The sequence below is a fragment of the Burkholderia sp. Bp8986 genome (genome assembly GCF_003854225.1).
In the GTDB taxonomy this organism is placed as follows: domain Bacteria; phylum Pseudomonadota; class Gammaproteobacteria; order Burkholderiales; family Burkholderiaceae; genus Burkholderia.
This window is the reverse complement of record NZ_QTQM01000036.1, coordinates 33,269-52,857: the sequence shown is the minus strand read 5'-3', so window position 1 is coordinate 52,857 and position 19,589 is coordinate 33,269. Positions and strand designations below refer to the sequence as shown.

Here is a 19,589-nt window from a genome sequence, read left to right as displayed (position 1 = left end):
CATCCATTATTCATTCGGTCGAGGGTGCATGAACGAGACGGAGCGACAACTTTCCGCACGACCGGCGAGGGCATCGGGCGAGGCCGTGCCGGCGCGCGCACTGCCGGCCTATCAACAGATCAAGCGCTACGTCGTCGAGCGGATCGCGAAGGGCGACTGGAAACCCGGCGGCGCGATCCCGACCGAGGCCGAGCTGGTCAAGGAATTCGGCGTGGCCCGGATGACGGTGTCGCGCGCGCTGCGCGAACTGACGAACGAACGCGTGCTGACCCGCATCCAGGGTGCCGGCACGTTCGTCGAGCGCCGGCATTACGAATCGACGGTCCTGGAGATCCGCAACATCGCGGACGAGATTGCGGAACGCGGTCATCGGCACAGCGCGCGCGTCGTGCTGATCGAACGCAGCATCGACCCGGACGCGATCGATGCGCTCGGGCTTCGCTCGGGGCCGGTGTTTCATTCGCGCATCGTGCATTTCGAGGAAGACGAGCCGATCCAGTTCGAGGATCGCTACGTCAATCCGGCGTTGTTTCCCGACTACCTGGAGCAGGATTTCACGATCGAGACGCCGAACCACTACATGGTGCGGCTCGCGCCGATCCAGCGCGCCGAGTTCCGGATCTATGCGGAGAAACCCAATGCGCAGGTGCGCCGGCATCTCGTGATGGAAATCGGTGAGCCGTGCCTGGTGTTGAAGCGCCGCACCTGGGTCGGCGAGCACGTCGCGACGTCGGTCAGGCTGTGGCATCCGGCGTCGCGGTTTCACCTGGCGGGGAAGATGTAGGGACGCGGCGAGCGGCGCGGATCGAGCCGAGGCAATCGGCGTGGATGTCCTGCGCGTCGGCGAATGATGCGGCCGCTGACTCGACCCGGCGCGTGACAATCGCGAAGAGCGCCCATCGAACCGTTCGTTCCTTCGCCCGTCGGCATGCGTACGCGCATTCACCGACCTGAATACCGGCAGAGAGTGGCGCATAATGTTTCGAGGTCGACCCTTGGCTGGAAGAGGGTTTTATGCGCTGCACAATTTGCGGATCGGAGAATCCTCCCGGTGCGGGGTTCTGCCAGGAATGTGGCGCCGTGCTGTCCCGCACCTGCCCGCAGTGCGGGCATGACGCAGCGCCGGCAGCCCGCTTCTGCAGCCATTGCGGTGCGCCGCTGGCGACACCTGCCGCCGCGGCGCCATCGTCCCGACCGCCGGCTCAAGCGCCGTCGCCCACCCCGATTCATTACACGCCCGATCATCTGGCCGAGCGCATCCGTGCCGAACACGCGGCGATGGAAGCGCGCGGCGAGCCCGCCGGCGAGCGCAAGACCGTTACCGCGCTGTTTGCCGACATGGCCGGGTCGACCGCGCTGATCCACGACCTCGATCCCGAAGTGGCGCATCGCCTGATCGTGCCGGTGGTCGAGCTGATGATGGAGGCGGTCCACTACTACGAAGGGTACGTCGCCAAATCGCTCGGCGACGGTATCCTCGCGCTGTTCGGCGCACCGATCGCCCACGAGGACCACGCGCAGCGCGCGCTCTTCGCCGCATTGCGCATGCAGCAGGCGATGCGCCAGCACGGCGACCGGATTCGGCTGCAGGAAGGCATTCCTCTGCAGATTCGCGTCGGCGTGCATACGGGCGAGGTCGTCGTCCGTTCGATCCGCACCGACGACTTGCACACCGAATACGACCCGCTCGGGCATACGATCCACATCGCGTCGCGGATCGAGGGCATCGCCGCGCCCACGTCGATTCTCGTCAGCGAATCCACCCACAAGCTGGCCGAAGGCTATTTCGAGTTCAAGGCGCTCGGGGCCACGCAACTCAAGGGCATTCCCGCGCCGCTATGCGTCTACGAAGTGCTGGGGCTGGGTGCGTTGCGCACGCGCCTGCAGCTGGCGGCGCACCGTGGTCTCGCGCGGTTCGTCGGGCGCGAAACGGAACTGGAACACCTGAACCGGGCCCTGGAGACCATGCGGGCCGGGCACGGGCGCGTGGTCGGCGTGGTGGGCGAGGCCGGCGTCGGCAAGTCTCGCCTGTTCCACGAGTTCAAGGAGCGTTCACGGCGCGGCGCGCTGGTGCTGGAGACGTTTTCGGTATCGCACGGCAAGGCGTTTTCCAATTTGCCGCTGATCGAACTCCTGAAGAACTATTTCCAGATCACGCCGCAGGACGACGAGCGGCGTTGCCGGGAAAAGGTGATCGGCAAGGCGCTCGCGCTGGAGCGCGGTTTCGAGGACCTCGTGCCGTACGTCCTCTATCTGCTCGGCATCGGCGAGGGCGGCTCGGTGCTGGTCGAGATGGACCCGCAGATCCGGCGCGAGCGCACCTTCGACGCGATCAGGCAGCTGCTCGTGCGCGAGAGCCAGAATCAGCCGGTTCATTTGCTGTTCGAGGATCTGCAATGGCTGGACCGTGAAACGGAAGCATTCCTAAGCTACCTGATCGACCATGTGCCGGACGCACGCATCCTGCTGTTGGTGAACTACCGGCCCGAGTATCGGCCGGCGTGGGCCGGCGCGGTTCATTGCAGCAGGATCCGGCTCGAGCCGCTCGGCCCGTCCGATGCGCAGGGGCTGCTCACGGCGCTGCTCGGCGAGGATCGCACGCTCGTGCCGCTGAAGCAGCTCATTCTGGAGAAGACGGAGGGCAATCCGTTCTTCATGGAGGAAGTGGTCCAGACGCTCGTCGAAGAGAAGTCGCTGCTCGGCGAGGCCGGGCGTTATCGCATCGTGGAGACGCCGGCGACCCTGCATATCCCGACCACCGTGCAGGGCGTGCTGGCGGCCCGGATCGATCGACTTCCCGTCGAGGAAAAGGAACTGCTGCAGGCGCTTGCCGTGATCGGCCACGAGTTTCCGTTCAGCCTGATCCGGCGCATCTGCGGCGAGGTGGCGGCGCGGGACGACGAACTGCGTCGCCTGCTCGCGCATCTGGAAGCCGCGGAGTTCATCTACGAACGGCCCGCCTTTCCCGAGGTCAATTATTCGTTCAAGCACGCGCTGACCCAGGAAGTGGCCGGGCGCTCGTTGCTCACGGAGCGGCGCACCGCGCTGCACGAGCGCACCGCGCAGGCGATCGAGGTGCTGTTCCCGACGCGCATCGCCGATTACTGCAGCGAACTCGCGCATCACTACGGTCAGAGCGGCAACATTCCGAAGGCGGTCGAATACCTGCATCGTGCGGCCCAGCAGGCGCTGCGCCATGCGGCTCATCACGATGCGATGAATCACCTCGGCGCGGCGCTTGCGCTGCTGAAGGGCTTGCCGGACACACCGATGCGCGCGCATTGGGAACTGACGCTGCTGCTGTCCCTCGGGCCGGTCCTGATGGATGTGCGCGGGTATGGCGCGACGGAGGTGGGCGCCACCTATACGCGCGCGCTCGAGTTGTGCGAGCGCACGGGCGAGGTATCGCAACGCTTCGCGACGCAGCTGGGATTGCGGATGCACCACGTGGTGCGCGGCGAATATGCGCTCGCGACCGACCTGGGCCGGCAGATGCTCGGTACGGCCCGCGATGCGAACGACCCCGGCTTTCTCATCGAGGCCCATAGCGCGCTGGGTTCGTGCTTCTTCCTGCAGGGCGATTTCACGGCCGCCCGCACCCACCTGGAACAGGCGATCGCGATCTACGATCCGGAGCAGCATCAGGCCCACGTGTTCGCGCACGGGGTCGATCCGGGCATCCGGGCGCTCAGTTTCCTGGTGTTGACCCTGTGGATCCAGGGGTATCCCGACCAGGCGCTCAGGCGCAGCGTCGAAGCACTGGCGCTCGCACGGCACCTTTCCTATGGGCCGTCCCTGGCGTTCAGCCTGACCTACACGGCACACCTGCATCAGCTGCGGCGCGAGCCGACGCTTGCCGCCGAGCGCGCGGAAGCGGTCATTGCCGTATCGACCGAGCACGGCTTGCCGTACTGGCTCGCATGGGGGACGCTCCTGCGGGGCTGGGCGATGAGCGCGCAAGGCAACATCCGGGACGGCATCGCGCAGATGCGGCTGGGCCTCGATGCGCAGCGGGCCGCCGGCGGCGAAGACCAGCGGCCCTATTCCCTCGCGCTGCTCGCCGACAGTTACTGGCGCGCGGGCGACCGGCGGGCAGCGCTGGACCTGCTGGAAGAGGCGACGACGCTCGTCGAGCAAACCGGTGAGCACTGCTTCGAGGCCGAGCTGTACCGGCTCACGGGCGTCTATCTGGCCGGCGGGGCGAGCGAGCAGGGGGCCGTCGCGGCGCGCGACGACAAGATCGCCGGCTGCTTTCACCGGGCGATCGAGCGCGCGCGCCGCCAGGGTGCCCGAGCGCTGGAATTGCGGGCGGCGTCGGACCTTGCGCGGCTGTTGCAGCGGCAGGGGAAAACCGTGGAGGCGAGGCGAGCGCTGTCCGAGGTGCTCGCCTGCTTCACGGAAGGTTTCGATACAAGCGACCTGCGCGACGCGAAAGCGCTGCTGGATGCATTGGACGCGCGCGCAGGATGAATGGAACAACGGCGCACGGCGACGGATCGCGTGACGACGTGCGCTCGATGACCTGCCGCTGCTCCGCCTGCGCGGAGCGCCGAGGAGACGGGCATGGCAACCACGCACGCAAGACGCGGCAACGATGGCCCGCGCAAACCGATTGCGCTCGCGTTGCAGGGCGGCGGAATGCACGGCGCCTTCACCTGGGGCGTGCTCGACCGCATGCTCGAAGACGGCCGGCTCGACATCGAAGGCGTCAGTGCAACCAGCGCCGGCGCGATGAACGCCGTGGTACTCGCCTACGGGCTGCACAAGGGCGGCGCAGACGGCGCGCGTCAGGCACTGCACGACTTCTGGCACGCGGTCGCGCAATCGGCGGAGCGCTACAACCCGCTGCGCTGGATGCCCTGGCTGAAGGGCACGCACAGCTTCGGGCTCGATCATTCGCCGCTGTATGCGTTCGCCGACATGATGCTGCGGGTCTTTTCACCCTATCAGTTCAATCCGAACAACCTGAATCCGCTGCGCGAGGTGCTCGAAAGCCAGGTCGATTTCGACGCGCTGCGCAAGCACTGTCCGATCCGGCTGTACGTGTGCGCGACCAACGTCGAGACGGGGAAGATCCGCCTGTTCACCGGAGCGGACCTCAGTGCCGACGCGGTGCTGGCATCGGCATGCGTGCCGACCCTGTTCCAGGCGGTCTCGATCGACGGCGAGTACTACTGGGATGGCGGGTACATGGGCAATCCGGCCATCTATCCGCTCATCTACAACTGCGCGACGCGCGACGTCGTGATCGTGCACATCAATCCGCTCGTGCGTCGCGGCGTGCCGATCACCGCCGCGGAAATCCTCAACCGGATCAGCGAGATCAGTTTCAATTCGTCGCTGATGCGCGAGATGCGGGCGATCGCGTTCGTCACCGACCTGATCCAGCAAGGCACGATACAACGCGGCGAGATGAAGGAAATGCTGATTCATTCCATTCGCGCCGACGATGCGCTGTCCGCGCTGAGCGTATCGAGCAAGTACAACGCGGATTGGACATTTCTGAGCGAACTGCATGACCACGGGCGACGCGAGGCGGATGTGTGGCTCGCGCATCACTACGGAAACATCGGGCAGCGCTCGAGCATCGACATCCGCAGGGAGTTTCTCTGAGCGCATCGCAGTCATGTCGGCATGGGGCGATTCCGCGCGGACGCCCCGGTCCAAGGAGCGAACGTGAACCGGATGCAGGCGCGGTTCGTCGCGTTGTGGTCGTGCAGCGGCGGGACCCATGCCGAGGAGGTCTATCGCAGGCTCGCGCAATGCTACGCGGAGCCGGTGCGCCATTACCATACGCTCGTGCATGTACGGCGATGCCTGCGTCATCTCGACCTGGCGCGCGACGCGATTCCCGCGCCGGACGCCGTCGAACTCGCGCTCTGGTTCCATGACGTGATCTTCGTGCCCGGCGCGAAGGACAACGAGCAGCGTAGCGCGGACTGGTTCCGGCACCAGGCCGGGGGGCGAATCCGCGCGTGCGACCCCGTCTGCGCGATGATCCTCGCGACGACCCACGCGGGCATTGCCGCGCAACCGGATACCCGCTTCACGTGCGACATCGACCTGGCCGCGCTCGGCGCTTCCCGCAGCCGGTTTCGCGAAGACGGCCGGCGTTTGCGGGCAGAGCGTCCCGATCTCGACGACCGGGCCTACGATTTTCATGAGCGGACCATTCTGCGCGGGCTGCTCGTGCGTCCGCGCATCTATCTGACGGAATTCTTCTACGTGCGCTGCGAGAGGCAGGCGCGCAGGAACCTGAGCTGGCGGCTGGGGTTGCCGGTTCCTGAACCGGAATGACGACCCGCCGCGCCGGCGCAAGGATCGATCGAAGCGGTGCCCGGGCGCCAGGGCAATCTGACCCGACAGGGCCGCCGCGCGTGCGTCGCGCGCCAAGGGAACCGGTGCGCGCCCGCCGGTCGGGACCGCGTTGCGGCGAACGGCGGCCCTCGGGCACTCTAGAATTGGCATGTAACGTATTGCAGTGGCCTGGCCCGGACGATTGTCCAGGTGTCGTTTCGATATCGCTTTGCCAGGCGATCTGCTCATTCCAACGGATACCAACATGCGCATCCCGCCGCTCAAGGCAATCATCGCGTTCGAAAGTGTCGCCCGGACCAAAAGCGTCAATCGTGCCGCGGAAGAACTGGGCCTGACCGCGTCCGCCGTGAGTCACCAGCTCAGCAACCTCGAATCGCAGATCGGCCAGCCGCTGTTCCAGCGATCAGGGCGCGGGCTCGTCCTCACGCCGACCGGCGAGCGCTATCTGGCGGACGTCACCGGCTCGCTGGCCGACCTGAGCCGCGCCACCGAGCGCGCATCGAGCCGCGCCGAGGTCGATATCCTGCGCGTGCATTCGAGCCCGAGCTTCGGGCTGATGTGGCTGTTGCCGCGGCTGTCGTCGTTTCAGGAAGCGAACGGCGATATCCAGCTGAACCTGGCGTGTTCTTACGAAAACGTGTCGTTCTCGAACGGCTTCTACGATATCGACGTCCGCCACGGCTACGGCAACTGGGACAACCTCGAGGTGAAGACGATGCGCGGCGAGTTCATCGCGCCGCTCGCGTCGCCGCAGTACCTCGAACGGCATCCGGTGAACGCGCCGGAAGACCTCCTCGCGCATCGGCTGATCTATTCCGAAACGCCGCTCGTGCAGTGGAAACAGTGGTTCGGCCGGGCCGGCGTATCGCTCGCGGCCCGCAAGACCTTCGACTTTTCATTCGACCGGTCGTACATGTCGCTCGAAACCGCCGCGCTCGGCCTCGGCATCGCGCTCGAAAGCCTGATGCTCGCGTCGGTGAAGATTCGCGAAGGCGCGCTGGTGCCCGTGTTCGACGAGACGCATGCGGTGGAAGTCGGTGCGCATCATCTCGTTTACCCGCGGCAGAACGCGGAACTGCCTCGCGTGAAACGCTTCCTTGCGTGGATCGAGCGGGAAGTCGCGGCGCAGCGCCGCGCGAACTGAGCGTCGCGCGTCCGGGCCGCGTGCAATATTGCGTTGCAGCACGCCGTGACGGCCCGCGCGGCGTCATCTGAAATTTTCTCAACCATGCCTGAGCGTTTCCGCGTTGATGCGGGTGTCCGGCGAGCCGACACTCTGCACACACATCAACACAGGAGACGAACGATGTTGCTCGACAACAGGACCATCATCGTGACCGGCGCGGCATCGCCGCGCGGTATCGGCAAGGCCACGGCCCGCACGCTGGCCGCCCAGGGCGCGCGCGTGGCGATTCTCGACCTGCGTCGCGAGGACGCCGAAGCGGCCGCCGCCGAGCTCGGGCCCGACCACCTCGGCCTGGCCTGCGACGTGACCGATCGCGACGCGTGCGTGGCCGCGGCCCGCGCGACGCTGGCGCGTTATGGCCGTATCGACGGCCTCGTGAACAACGCCGGCATCACGCAGCCGGTGCGCACGCTGGACATTTCCGGGCGCGACTTCGATGCGATCGTCGACGTGAACCTGCGCGGCACGCTGTACATGTCGCAGGCGGTGCTGCCGGCGATGAAGGAGCAGCGCGGCGGCAGCATCGTGTGCATGTCGTCGGTGTCCGCGCAGCGCGGCGGCGGCATCTTCGGCGGCCCGCACTACAGCGCCGCGAAGGCCGGCGTGCTCGGCCTCGCGAAGGCGATGGCGCGCGAGTTCGGCGCCGACCGTATCCGCATCAATTCGATCACGCCGGGCCTGATCCAGACCGACATCACCGGCGACAAGCTGACGCCCGACATGCGCGAGGAGATCGTCAAGGGCATTCCGCTCGGCCGCCTCGGCGATGCCGCCGATGTCGCCAATGCGTGCCTGTTCCTGCTGAGCGACCTGTCGAGCTACCTGACGGGCATCACGCTGGACGTCAACGGCGGGATGCTGATTCACTGAGAACGGCGCCGCGACACGCGCGGCGCCGACCATCATGCACCCGGGACAACCCGGGGCCATGGCAGGAGACAAAGATGAGAGCAAAGTACCCCGCCTCGCCGGTTCAGGGCGGGCTGCTGCAACGGGACGACGCGCAGACGTTCGAAGCGGCGACCTATGCGAAGGTCGCGCGACGGCTGATCCCGTTCCTGATGTTGTGCTATCTCGGTGCGTATCTCGACCGCGTCAACGTCGGCTTCGCGAAACTGCAGATGCTCAACGACCTGCGTTTCAGCGAGACCGTGTACGGGATGGGCGCAGGCATTTTCTTTCTCGGCTACTTTCTGTTCGAAGTACCGAGCAACCTGATCCTGCATCGCGTCGGCGCGCGCCGCTGGCTCGCGCGCATCATGCTGACGTGGGCCGTGATTTCCGCGAGCTTCGTGTTCGTGAAGTCGCCCGCCGCGTTCTACGTGCTGCGGTTCCTGCTCGGCGTCGCCGAAGCGGGCTTCGCGCCGGGCGTGATCCTGTACCTCACCTACTGGTTCCCGTCGGCGCGTCGTGCCAAGGCACTGTCGTTGTTCTTCATGGCGATTCCGCTGGCGGGGATCATCGGCGGCCCGCTGTCGGGCGCGATCATGCATTCGCTGCACGGCGCGATGTCGATGGCGGGCTGGAAGTGGTTGTTCCTGCTCGAAGCGTTGCCTTCGTTCGTGCTGGGCTTCGCGATCCTGCTGTATCTCGATGACGGCATTGCCGGCGCGAAATGGCTGACCGATGCCGAAAAAGCCTTGCTGGCGCGCAACGTGTCGGCCGACGCCGAGCACACGACCGCCCACCTGTCGATTCGGGCGTTCGTCGCCGACCGCCGCCTGTGGTTGATGGCCGCGATCTACTTCTGCGTCGTGCTCGGGCAGTACGGGCTCACGTTCTGGCTGCCCACGATCATTCGCAAGGCCGGCGTCGCTGATCCGCTGTGGGTCGGCCTGTTCACCGCGATTCCGTATGCGTGCGCGATCGTCGCGCTGCCGCTGATCGGCATGAGCGCGGATCGCCGCCGCGAGCGCCGCTTCCATCTCGCGGTGCCGATGCTGATCGCGGCGGCGGGCTTCGCGACGTTGCCGATGCTCGGCAGTGTCGGCGCGTCGATCGTGTGCCTGAGCATTGCGTCCGCCGGCATTCTCGCGTCGTCGTCGCAATTCTGGTCGCTGCCCACGGCGCTGCTCGGCGGGATGTCGGCGGCGGCGGGCATCGCCGCGGTCAACTGCTTTGCGAACCTCGCGGGCTTCTTCTCGCCGGCGATCGTCGGCTGGCTGAACGACCTGACCGGCAAGTCCACCGCCGGACTCCTCTTCATCTCCGTCGCGATTACGTTCGGCGCGCTGCTGGTGTTCCTCGTGCCGCGCTCCGTCAATCGCTGATCACCGCCGATTCGACCTGCATGCTTTCCGATCCAATACTGGAGCCAACGATGGATACCGAAACCATTCATGAAGCGGTCACGCTCGCCGAGCGCGCGTACCGCATCCGCAGAAACGCCGTGCTGATGGGCGAAGTCCAGGGGCAGGGTTATGTCGGCCAGGCGCTCGACATCGCCGACGTGCTGGCCGTCGCGTATTTCGGCGCGATGCGCTATCGCCCCGACGATCCCGAGTGGGAAGGGCGCGACCGCTTCCTGCTGTCGAACGGCCACTATGCGATCGCGCTGTACGCGGCGCTGTTCGAAGCCGGCATCCTGCCGGCCGAGGAGCTCGAAACCTACGGCAGCGACGACAGCCGTTTGCCGATGTCGGGGATGGCGAGCTACACGCCCGGCATGGAGATGTCCGGCGGTTCGCTCGGCCAGGGCCTGACGATCGCGGTCGGCCGTTGTCTCGGGCTCAAGCGCAACGGCTCGGACGCGTTCGTCTATACGCTCTTTTCGGATGGCGAGCTCGACGAAGGCGCGATCTGGGAAGGGCTGATGTCGGCCGCGCACTGGAAGCTCGACAACCTGATCGCGATCGTCGACGTGAACAACCAGCAGGCCGATGGCCCGTCGACGCAAGTCATGGCGTTCGAGCCTCTGGTCGACAAGCTCGAAGCATTCGGCTGGTATACGCAGCGAGTCGACGGCAACGATATCGACGCGGTAAAGCGCGCGTTCGACAACGCGCGCCGACATGACAGGCCGCAGCCGCGGATCATCGTCTGCGACACGAAGATGGGGTGCGGCGTGCCGTTCCTCGAAGCACGCGAGAAGAGCCATTTCATCCGCGTCGATGCGCACGAGTGGAAGCTCGCGCTCGACGCACTCGAAGCAGGGAGAAACGCATGAGCACCGTCGACAACAAGCCGCGCCTGAAGACTTCCGCGATGATCGCGTCCATCGCGGCCGAGGGGCAGGCGACCCGCGCCGCGCCGTTCGGCCATGCGCTCGCGAAGCTCGCGCGCACGAACGGCAACGTGATCGGCATGACGGCCGATCTCGGCAAGTACACCGACCTGCACATTTTCGCGAAGGAATTTCCCGAGCGTTACTACCAGATGGGCATGGCCGAGCAGCTGCTGATGGGCGCCGCCGCCGGCTTCGCGCACGAAGGCGCGCAGCCGTTCGTCACGACCTATGCGGTATTCGCGACGCGCCGCGCGTACGACTTCATCCATCAGGCGATCGCCGAGGACAATCTCGACGTGAAGCTGGTGTGTGCATTGCCGGGCCTCACGACCGGTTACGGGCCGAGCCATCAGGCGGCCGAGGATCTGGCGCTGATGCGCGCGATGCCGAACATGACCGTGATCGATCCGTGCGACGCGCTGGACATCGAGCAGATGGTGCCAGCGATTGCCGCGCACAAGGGCCCGGTGTACGCGCGCCTGCTGCGCGGCAACGTGCCGGCCGTGCTCGACGAATACGATTACCGTTTCGAATTCGGCAAGGCGAAGCTGCTGCGCGACGGCAACGACGTGCTGCTGATCTCGTCCGGGATCATGACGATGCGTTCGCTCGAGGTCGCGAAGGCGCTTGAAGCCGACCGCATCGATGCAGCCGTGCTGCACGTCCCGACGATCAAGCCGCTCGATACGGCGACCATCGTTCGGGAGGCGTCGCGCAAGGGGCGCATGGTGATCGTCGCCGAGAACCATACGGTGATCGGCGGACTCGGCGAAGCGGTGGCGACTGCCCTGCTTGCGGCCGGCGTTGCCGTGCCGTTCCGGCAGATCGCGCTGCCCGATGCGTACCTCGCCGCGGGCGCGTTGCCGACGCTGCACGACCGTTACGGGATCTCGGCCGGCGCGATGCGGACCAATATCAGGACCTGGCTCGGTTGATCGTTTCAAAGCACCGCGGCCCGCTCGGCGGGGGGAGGCATTCCCTCCGCAAGCCGGGCGGGCCGGCTTCAGGGCAGCGTACCTGGCGCCCGGCCATGCGCGGCCGAGGGCCGACCCGTCGGCAACGCCGCCGGCCCGGCGCCCGGATCGCGCATGCGCGTCACTCGAACGTGACGAACTGGGCAGACGACCACACCTTGCTGTCGTTGCGCTGCCGCCCGAAGAAATAGACGGGGCGGAATCCGAACGACGCATTTTCCGCCGCGACTTCGATGCTGCCCGCGAGATCGACGGGAAGCGTCTGGTCCGTCAACCGTTCGACCGCGACGAACAACTCGGTGCCGCCGAGCGCATGCTTGGCCGTTCCTTGCGCGAGCAGGTCCGCGCCGCTGATCTCGAAGCGGAACGTCGGCGCGTGCACGAACGGATTGCGCTGCAGCGGATCGCCGACCTTCGCGAAGCTGTCGATCGTGCCTTCGACCACGATCGTCGCGTCGGCAAGATTGCCGATGTCGAGCTCGATGCTGTCCGCATCGCCATAGGTGTCGCTGCGGAACTCGACGTCGGTCGCGCCGGTACGCCATGCCGACTCCTCGACATGCTCGAAGCCGTTCGATCCGAAGCGGTGGATCGTGCCGTTGACGACGCGGATCCGGCCGCGCCACGCGGCCCAGCGATAGCGGTCCCGGATGCGGGCGCCGCCCCAGCGCACGCGGATCAGGCGATCCGCGTAGCCGAGTTCCGCATGCAGGTTGCGTTCCCACACCCGTCCTTCGTGATCGTACGCGGCCACGTATTCCCACCCGGACTGGCCGAGCAGCCGGTAGTCGAGCCGCGCCGGCCCGCGATGCGCGAACGCATCGCCTTGCCAGTGATCGCCGCAACGCACGAGCAGCGCACTGTGCTCGCCGGTGGTCGCCCATGTGCGGCGCGCGCGCAGCGCCTCGCCGACGTGCGTGCGATCGAGCACGTCGGCGAGCACACCCGTCAGCCCGCCGTGCACACCGAACACCTGCACGCCGGGCGCGCCGCCACCCGGCCGGCCGCGATGTTCGTCGCCGCTGGCCGCGACGCCGAGCCGGTAGCCGCGTGCGATCACGTCCTGGTACAGCCAGCCGAAGTGCCCCCACGACGACGCGATCTCGACCAGCCGTTCGAGCTCGGGATGGTGCCAGTCGGGAATGTAGCGGCGGCCGCCCACGTGCGGCATCACCAGATGCTGCGCGGCAGCGTCGGCATACGCATCCCACAGTTCCTCGACGGGCCAGCGGCCGAGCTCGACCGCATGACCCCTCATGTCCTCGTTCCAGACCAGCGTACGGTTGTGTTCGCCGCGCGCGTTGTACGGAAAATCCGGCCGCGCATCGCCGAGGAACACCACGTTATGGTCGCCGCCCGCGGTCGAGCTGCCGCACCATTCCTGCACCGGGTACACGACGAAGCGGCCCGGCTCGTTGAAGCGTTCGACCGCGTCGACGCCGAGCTGCCAGTTCTCGTCGGTGATCTGGAAATCGTTCGCGGTATAGCCGAGCACGTCGATGCCGCCGATGTCGCGTGCGTAGCGTGCGTTGTACTCGGGGCTGTTGGTGCCTACCGTGTCGTGCGCATGCACATGGAGATCCGCATACAGCGCGCGCGATACCGGCAACGACGCGTCGAGCGTCAGCCACGCTTCGGCCGCACGCACGTCCGGCCGCGCGGGCACGTCGGCCACGATGCGCAGCGTGCCGGCGTCGACCGGCAGGTCGTCGACCGCGCAACTCGCGAATCCCGCCTCGGGCAGCGCATGTTCGCGCCGGTAGACGGCTTCGCCTTGCGCGTCATATGCAACGACGCGCGCGGTGCCGCCGACGTCGCGACACGCATTGCCCCAGCGATCCTGCAGCGACAGCCGGAATGGCGCGCGGGTGCCCGGCCGCACGAAGCGCGGGCCGTTCAGCAGCACGTCGGACGGCGCGCCGGCGCGGATGTCGATCGAGACGTCGCCGGGCACCGCGACGAAACGCGACGTGCCCAACGGATCGACGTAGAGCCGGAACCGGAAGTTGTCCTCGGCGAAGGTCTGCACGCGCGTGCCGGGGCCGCGACGGCGATCGCCGAGACGGATCACGATCCGGTCGCCGGCGTTCACGTAGCCGTCGACGACGTCGACGATCACCGCCTTCTGGAACGGCCGCTCGTGCCCCTTCTGGTCGAAGCGCACGTTCAGCGCCTGCACGGTGGCCGGGCTCTGCCCCGGCACGAGCGGCGCCGCATGGTATTCGGCGCTGATGTAGTTCGCCGCGGCCGGGTCGCTCGTCTGGAACAGCGCCCAGTCGGAATAGAACTTGAAGGTGGCCTTCAGCCAGCCGCCGTCGGCGATGCCGGACGAGCCGACCTCGTAGTCGAGCACGATCTCGCTCCACTCGCCGGCTTCGAGGCGCGTGACGTTGCAATGCACGCGCCCGGCGAACGGCAGGCGCTTGTGGCGTTCGTACAGGCCCGCGGGTGCGACGTGCGGGCCCAGGCGGTCGCGCAGCGCGGCGGCGCGGGCTGCGACGGAATCGGGGACGTCCGTGGATTCGTTCATGAGGGATGCAAAATGATGTCGTTGGAAAGCGGCGCGCTTCAATGCGCGAACGGCCAGGGCGCGCTCGCGTCCCAGACGGGGATGCCCATGTACGCGTACCACGGCGCGATCACGCAGAGGCCATAGACGATCGCGATCAGCACCGATACCGCGCCGACCTTCGCGTAGTCGGCCGTCGAGAACGCGCCGCTGCTGTACGCGATGACGCCGGCGGTGATCTGCGTGGGCAGCAGATAGGCGAAGCTGTCGGTATCGCTGACGAGCATCGTGAACGCGACCGGATGCAGCCCGAGGCGCGGCGCCAGCGCGAGCGCGATCGGCGCGATCATCGTGACGGCCGCGACGTTGGACAGCATGCCGATGCGGATCACGTGCGTGCCGAGCATCACGATCGCGATCGCGAGCCACCAGCCGTGCCCGCGCGCGGCGACGTAGATGTGATCGGCGGCCCAGTTCGCGAGCCCGGACGCACTGATCGCCGACGACAGCGACAGCGCGCCGGCCAGCAGGAACAGCGTGCCCCAGATCGTCCGCTGCTCGACCTCGGCCCAGCCGAAGCGCAGCACGCCGGGTGCGAACAACAGCGCCAGCGCGATCAGCGCGACGATTTCCGACGGCAGGTGATGGAGCGGCTCGGTCGCCCACAGCACGGCGACGGCCGCGAACAGCGCAAGGACGGCCCAGTCGTTGCGGGCGGCGGGCGGTTGCGTACGGCGCATCGCCGCGATCGCGCCGGGGCCGCCGGGAAGCGCGACGGCGCGCGAGCGGAAATGGAACTGCACCCAGCCCTGCGTGATCGCGAACATCCCGAGATACGGCCACTGCAGTTTCAGCCACGTCAGGTAGGAGATGCGGATGCCGAGCTGCTTCTCGAGCAGGCCGGACACGACCATGTTCGGCAGATGCGCGGTGAGGATGCACATGCCGCTGATCATCGCGCCGTACACGAGCGTCTGGATCACGATCGCCTTGCGCGCGGCGCGTTCGCGCGGCGATTCGCCGAACAGCCGGACGATGCCGTTGGTGACCGGCAGCAGCGTGGCGGCGCGTGCGTTCGCGGCCGGCACGACGAGCGCCATCACGCAGTTCACGGCGAACATCGCCCAGATCACGCCGTTGGCCGTGCGCACCTTCAGGCGATCGAGCAGCAGCAGGGCGATGCGCCGGTCGAGCCCGCTCGCCTGCATGATCGCGGAGAACAGGAACGCGGCGAGGCACAGGAACACGACGGGCGCGGCGAAGCCGCTGGCCGCCTTCGGAAACGACGGGCTCGCATGCGACAGCACGAGCAGCATCGGCAGCAGGATGCCGCTCACGCCGACGGGAATCGCCTCGGTGATCCAGACGATCGCGACCCACGCGACGACCGCGAGCGTCGCCCGGCCCTCGGCGGAAAGATGCGCGGGCGCGGGCAACCACCAGGCGATCGCGAAGAATGCCAGCCACGCGGCGGCAAAACCGATCGCGGCACGCCGCTGCGCGCCGCGCGATCGTCCCGCCGCGTGCGGATCGGTGCGTGGCGCCGTGGCTGGTTCGGCCCGTGTCGGCCGGCTGCCCTGCACGCCATCGAGCGGCGGCGTGCCGATTGCGTTTTCAGTCACTGGTATGCTCCCCGGGGCATCGGGACCCCGAATCGCGGCCCCGACCGTCTGTCGAGATGTAATAATACGTATTAATACAAGTTGAGCATTCCAATTGCTTTTCATATCGATATCGGGAAACGCGCATAGCGCGAACCCAGCACGACGAGGAAGGATCGATGACGCTGGTGCGTGACGACACGACATCGCTTTACGAGCAGCTTGCGACGACGCTGCGCGACGAGATCGAGCGCGGTGTGTACGAGCCGACCGGCAAGCTGCCGTCCGAGGCGCAGTTGAGCGAGCGTTTTCAGGTGAGCCGCGTGACCGTCAGGCTAGCGCTCGATCGGCTGAGCGACGCGCGCATCGTCGAGCGCAAGCAGGGCAAAGGGACGTTCGCCGCGAAGCAGCGGCTGCGGCATCGACTCGATGTGCTGCGCGGGCTGCACGATTCGATCGCCGCGCAGGGCGCGCGGGCGCGGATGGAATTGCTGCGCATGGAAGCGTGCGATGTGCCGCCGGGCTTGCGGCACGCATTTGCCGCCGACGTCACGCGCTGCATCTATCTCGAACGCCTGCACTGGGTCGACGACGAACCCGTCGCGCTCGCGCAGACCTGCCTGCTGCCCGACGCCGGCGCCGTCACGTTCGAGCAGGTCGAGCGCATGTCGACCTACGAGGTGCTGGAGAGCCTGCTCGGCTGGCGCATCACGGATGCCGACATGTCGGTGACGGCCATGGCCGCGCCGGACGATATCGCGGCCCGGCTCAAGGCCGACAAACACGCGCCGCTGCTCGTGCTGCGGCGCACGTCGCGCCTCGCGGACGGCCGCACGTGCGAATCCACGGTGTTTCACATTCGGCCCGAGCGCTTCGATCTGGTGGTCCGAAGCGGTGTCGAGGCACGGTTCGTCGGTTGACGCGTGCCGTCGGTCACGGCTTGCGACGCCGCTCCGGCGCGCAGTCGACCGAACCGGACAAGGTGCCCATACGGCTTTTATAAATTACCTTTCGATCTAGATTTCAAATTTTTTATTCTTTCTGGGAATTTCACGGCTCTGTCATATTTCTGTGCACCGAATTCATCGGATCAGAAAAATGTCGAAGACCATCATCATCGCGACGCTCGGAACGCTGTGGAATCCCGCTGAAAGGCTTCTTGGATCGCATCGTTCGGGCATGACCGTCGCGCGCCACCTGTTGTTCACGCGAGCCCGCGCGCCGCTGGATGGACGCGCAATGACCGCGTTCGTCGGCGTCCGTGGCGCGCGCGTGCATGCGAAGACGCCGGTCTTCGCGTGACGGGAGCGCAGCCGATGCAGAACGTCCTGGGCGCGCTGGCGCCGATCTTCGTGCTGATCCTGGCGGGATTCGTGCTGCGGCAGCGTCGCCTGCTGCCGGACGAATTCTGGCTGCCGTGCGAAACGCTGAACTACTACTACATGTTTCCCGCGCTGATGTTCAGCCAGGTCGCGAAAGCCAATCTGACGCAGTTTCCGGTGCGGCCGATCGCGACCGCGATCCTCGGTGCGGTGGGCGCGAGCGCGATGCTGCTGTATGCGTGGCGAGCGTGGAGCCGGCAGCCGGGGGCCGTGTTCTCGTCGGTGATCCAGGGGGCGTTACGGCCGAATACGTATGTGGGTGTTGCCGCGGCCGCGGCGTTGTACGGGAGCGTCGGACTGACGCTCACGTCGATCAGCATCGCGGTCGCGATACCGCTGCTGAACGTCGCGTCGATCATTGTCCTGATGCGCCACGGTCGTGGCGGCGCGCCGTCGGCATGGCAGATCGGCGGCGCGCTGCTGAGGAATCCGGTCATCATGTCGGTCGTCCTCGGCGCCGCGTTCAATCTCGGCGGGCTGGGTCTGCCGGCGGTGATATCGAGCGTGCTGTCGATTCTCGGCGCCGCGTCGCTGCCGCTCGGGTTGCTCGCAGTGGGAGCGGGCCTTGACGTGAAGGCCGCGAAGGCGGCGCGTGGCCCCGTGTTCCAGTCGTCGGTGATCAAGTTGCTGCTCGTGCCGCTGCTGACTTTCTGGATCGGTTTCAGCCTGGGCATCCGCGGCCCGGCACTCACGACGATCGTGCTGTTCAATTCACTGCCGTGCACGCCGTCTGCGTACATCATGGCGAAGCTGCTCGGCGGCGATCACCGGTTGTCCGCCGGCATCATTACGGTACAGACGGCGCTAGCAGCCGTCACGATGCCGTTGGTGCTGCTCGTGTTTCACGGTTGAGCCGGATTCGCGCGCGGTGGCGGGGTGAAATGCAGAAGGCCGGACAGCTCAACCTGACCGGCCTTCTGCATTTCCGGTGAGCCTACTTGCTGCGGCCCGGACGCGCGGGCCGCTCGAACAGCACTTCAGTGCAGCGTTGCCGGAGCGCCTCCGAATCGGCGGGCGTTGCGCGCGTCGGAAGGCCGCACGCGCGAATCGGCCTTGCTCCGTGTTCGGCCTCGCCGTGCGAAGCGGCGTGGAGGCGGGTTCGTCGGCACAAGGGACGCGGGGCTGCCGGTCGGCGACGTCCTGACGCATCGGACAGCACGCTGCGCGCCCCGCACGGGATTCGTTATCTGCGCGCGGCAGCGAAGCATCACAGCAATCGGTATTTTGCGCGCGCCCGAGGTTGACTAAGATCAAACCCTCAGGCGGACGCCAGTATCGTCAACCGGTCCGCCCGTGCCCGGATCATGAACAACCCTACAGATTCTCCACCGCTCATCTCGCTGCCGGAAAGCGAGCATCGCCCCCTCTCGGTGCGCGCGAAGGCGCTCGTGTTCGCGGATCCCGCCTCGCGCGCGGTCCTGCGCTTCGTCGAGCAGATCGGACCCAGCGCCGCGCCGGCGCTGATCCTCGGCGAGACGGGCACCGGCAAGGAGTTGGTCGCGCGCCATATCCACCATGTCAGCGGCCGCACCGGCGCGTTCATCGCGGTCAACTGCGGCGCGATCAGCCAGCAGCTCGCGGAGAGCGAACTGTTCGGCCACGAGGCCGGCGCGTTCACGGGGGCGCAGGGGCGCCGCGTCGGCTATTTCGAGGAAGCGAACGGCGGCACGATCTTTCTCGACGAAATCGGCGATCTCGCGCCGCCGCTGCAGGCGAAGCTGCTGCGCGTGCTGCAGGAGGGCGAGGTGACGCGCGTGGGCGCGACCCGTGCGCGGCCGGTCGACGTCCGCGTCGTCGCGGCGACCAACGTCGACCTCGAGCAGGCCGTGCTGGCCGGCAATTTCCGGATGGACCTGTTCTACCGGATCAATCTCGCCCGGGTGCGGCTGCCGCCGTTGCGCGAGCGGCCGCAGGACATCCTGCCGCTCGCCGAGCATTTCCGCGGGCGCTATTGCGCGCAGCTGAAGCGGCCGCAGCCGATGCTGTCCGAGGCCACGGTGCAGGCGCTGCACGCGTATCCGTGGCCCGGCAATATCCGCGAGCTGGAAAACGTCATGCATCTGGCGTTGCTCGTGTCGAACGGCAACCTGATCCGCCCGGAGCACCTGAAGTTCTCCGAGGCACTCGCAGGCTATGCGCAAGCCGACGCCGGCGCGGCGACGTTGCCGCAGGACGACATCCGCGCGGGCGTGCGCCGCCTGTTCCGCGCGCCCGGCGAAAGCCTGCTGCGCGACATCGAGGAACTGGTCGTCGGCGAGGCGTTCGAGCATTGCCGGTTCAGCCAGGTGCGCACGGCCGCGCTGCTCGGTGTCACGCGCAACACGATGCGCACGCTGCTCGCGCGCCACGGGCTGCTCAGCGAGCCGCGCCCGGAATCCGCATTCGACGACTGA

At 67.1% G+C, this 19,589-nt stretch carries 15 protein-coding genes; 13 read left to right on the top strand and 2 right to left on the bottom strand.

Going from position 1 to position 19,589, the window contains the following annotated elements:
- Positions 1-28: 28 nt before the first annotated feature.
- The 9 genes from hutC (at position 29) to DID99_RS26720 (ending at position 11,665) form a co-directional block, all read left to right on the top strand.
- Positions 29-784, top strand: coding sequence for a histidine utilization repressor (gene hutC, locus DID99_RS26760; RefSeq protein WP_124522751.1), 756 nt, complete (start codon positions 29-31; stop codon positions 782-784).
- 230 nt (positions 785-1,014) lie between these two features.
- Positions 1,015-4,470, top strand: a complete 3,456-nt coding sequence (locus DID99_RS26755; protein WP_124667825.1) for an adenylate/guanylate cyclase domain-containing protein — start codon at positions 1,015-1,017, stop codon at positions 4,468-4,470.
- Between the two features lie 93 nt (positions 4,471-4,563).
- Positions 4,564-5,613: a patatin-like phospholipase family protein gene (locus DID99_RS26750; RefSeq protein ID WP_124667824.1), complete on the top strand. Its 1,050-nt coding sequence runs from the start codon at positions 4,564-4,566 to the stop codon at positions 5,611-5,613.
- Positions 5,614-5,676: 63 nt separating this feature from the next.
- Positions 5,677-6,297 carry a hypothetical protein gene (locus DID99_RS26745; protein WP_124667823.1) on the top strand — a complete coding sequence of 207 codons (621 nt, stop codon included), beginning with the start codon at positions 5,677-5,679 and terminating at the stop codon, positions 6,295-6,297.
- A 265-nt stretch (positions 6,298-6,562) separates the two neighbouring features.
- Positions 6,563-7,462, top strand: coding sequence for a LysR substrate-binding domain-containing protein (locus DID99_RS26740; protein WP_044845498.1), 900 nt, complete (start codon positions 6,563-6,565; stop codon positions 7,460-7,462).
- A gap of 162 nt (positions 7,463-7,624) precedes the next feature.
- The gene (locus DID99_RS26735) at positions 7,625-8,374 is read left to right on the top strand and encodes an SDR family NAD(P)-dependent oxidoreductase (protein ID WP_124488566.1); all 750 of its coding nucleotides are present in this window, start codon (positions 7,625-7,627) and stop codon (positions 8,372-8,374) included.
- Positions 8,375-8,448: 74 nt separating this feature from the next.
- On the top strand, positions 8,449-9,774 hold the full coding sequence (locus tag DID99_RS26730) for an MFS transporter (protein WP_124667822.1): 1,326 nt from the start codon (positions 8,449-8,451) through the stop codon (positions 9,772-9,774).
- 50 nt (positions 9,775-9,824) lie between these two features.
- Positions 9,825-10,670 (top strand): transketolase, encoded by an 846-nt coding sequence (locus DID99_RS26725; RefSeq protein WP_124667821.1) that lies wholly within the window; start codon positions 9,825-9,827, stop codon positions 10,668-10,670.
- Complete coding sequence (locus DID99_RS26720) at positions 10,667-11,665, top strand: transketolase family protein (RefSeq protein ID WP_124667820.1); 999 nt, start codon at positions 10,667-10,669, stop codon at positions 11,663-11,665. The genes DID99_RS26725 and DID99_RS26720 overlap by 4 nt, the downstream gene beginning before the upstream one ends.
- Positions 11,666-11,825: 160 nt before the next feature.
- Here the strand turns inward: DID99_RS26720 and DID99_RS26715 are convergent, their stop codons facing one another.
- Both DID99_RS26715 and DID99_RS26710 read right to left on the bottom strand, forming a co-directional pair.
- Complete coding sequence (locus DID99_RS26715; protein WP_124667819.1) at positions 11,826-14,234, bottom strand: hypothetical protein; 2,409 nt, start codon at positions 14,232-14,234, stop codon at positions 11,826-11,828.
- 38 nt (positions 14,235-14,272) lie between these two features.
- Positions 14,273-15,835 carry an anion permease gene (locus DID99_RS26710; protein ID WP_260426295.1) on the bottom strand — a complete coding sequence of 521 codons (1,563 nt, stop codon included), beginning with the start codon at positions 15,833-15,835 and terminating at the stop codon, positions 14,273-14,275.
- Between the two features lie 158 nt (positions 15,836-15,993).
- Here DID99_RS26710 and DID99_RS26705 point away from each other — a divergent pair, with 158 nt between their 5' ends.
- From DID99_RS26705 to DID99_RS26690, 4 genes are all read left to right on the top strand, one after another.
- Positions 15,994-16,734 carry a GntR family transcriptional regulator gene (locus DID99_RS26705; RefSeq protein WP_124667818.1) on the top strand — a complete coding sequence of 247 codons (741 nt, stop codon included), beginning with the start codon at positions 15,994-15,996 and terminating at the stop codon, positions 16,732-16,734.
- 178 nt (positions 16,735-16,912) lie between these two features.
- Complete coding sequence (locus tag DID99_RS26700) at positions 16,913-17,116, top strand: hypothetical protein (RefSeq protein ID WP_124667817.1); 204 nt, start codon at positions 16,913-16,915, stop codon at positions 17,114-17,116.
- A 14-nt stretch (positions 17,117-17,130) separates the two neighbouring features.
- Positions 17,131-18,048: an AEC family transporter gene (locus DID99_RS26695; protein WP_124667816.1), complete on the top strand. Its 918-nt coding sequence runs from the start codon at positions 17,131-17,133 to the stop codon at positions 18,046-18,048.
- A 452-nt stretch (positions 18,049-18,500) separates the two neighbouring features.
- Positions 18,501-19,589 carry a sigma-54-dependent Fis family transcriptional regulator gene (locus DID99_RS26690; RefSeq protein ID WP_124489472.1) on the top strand — a complete coding sequence of 363 codons (1,089 nt, stop codon included), beginning with the start codon at positions 18,501-18,503 and terminating at the stop codon, positions 19,587-19,589.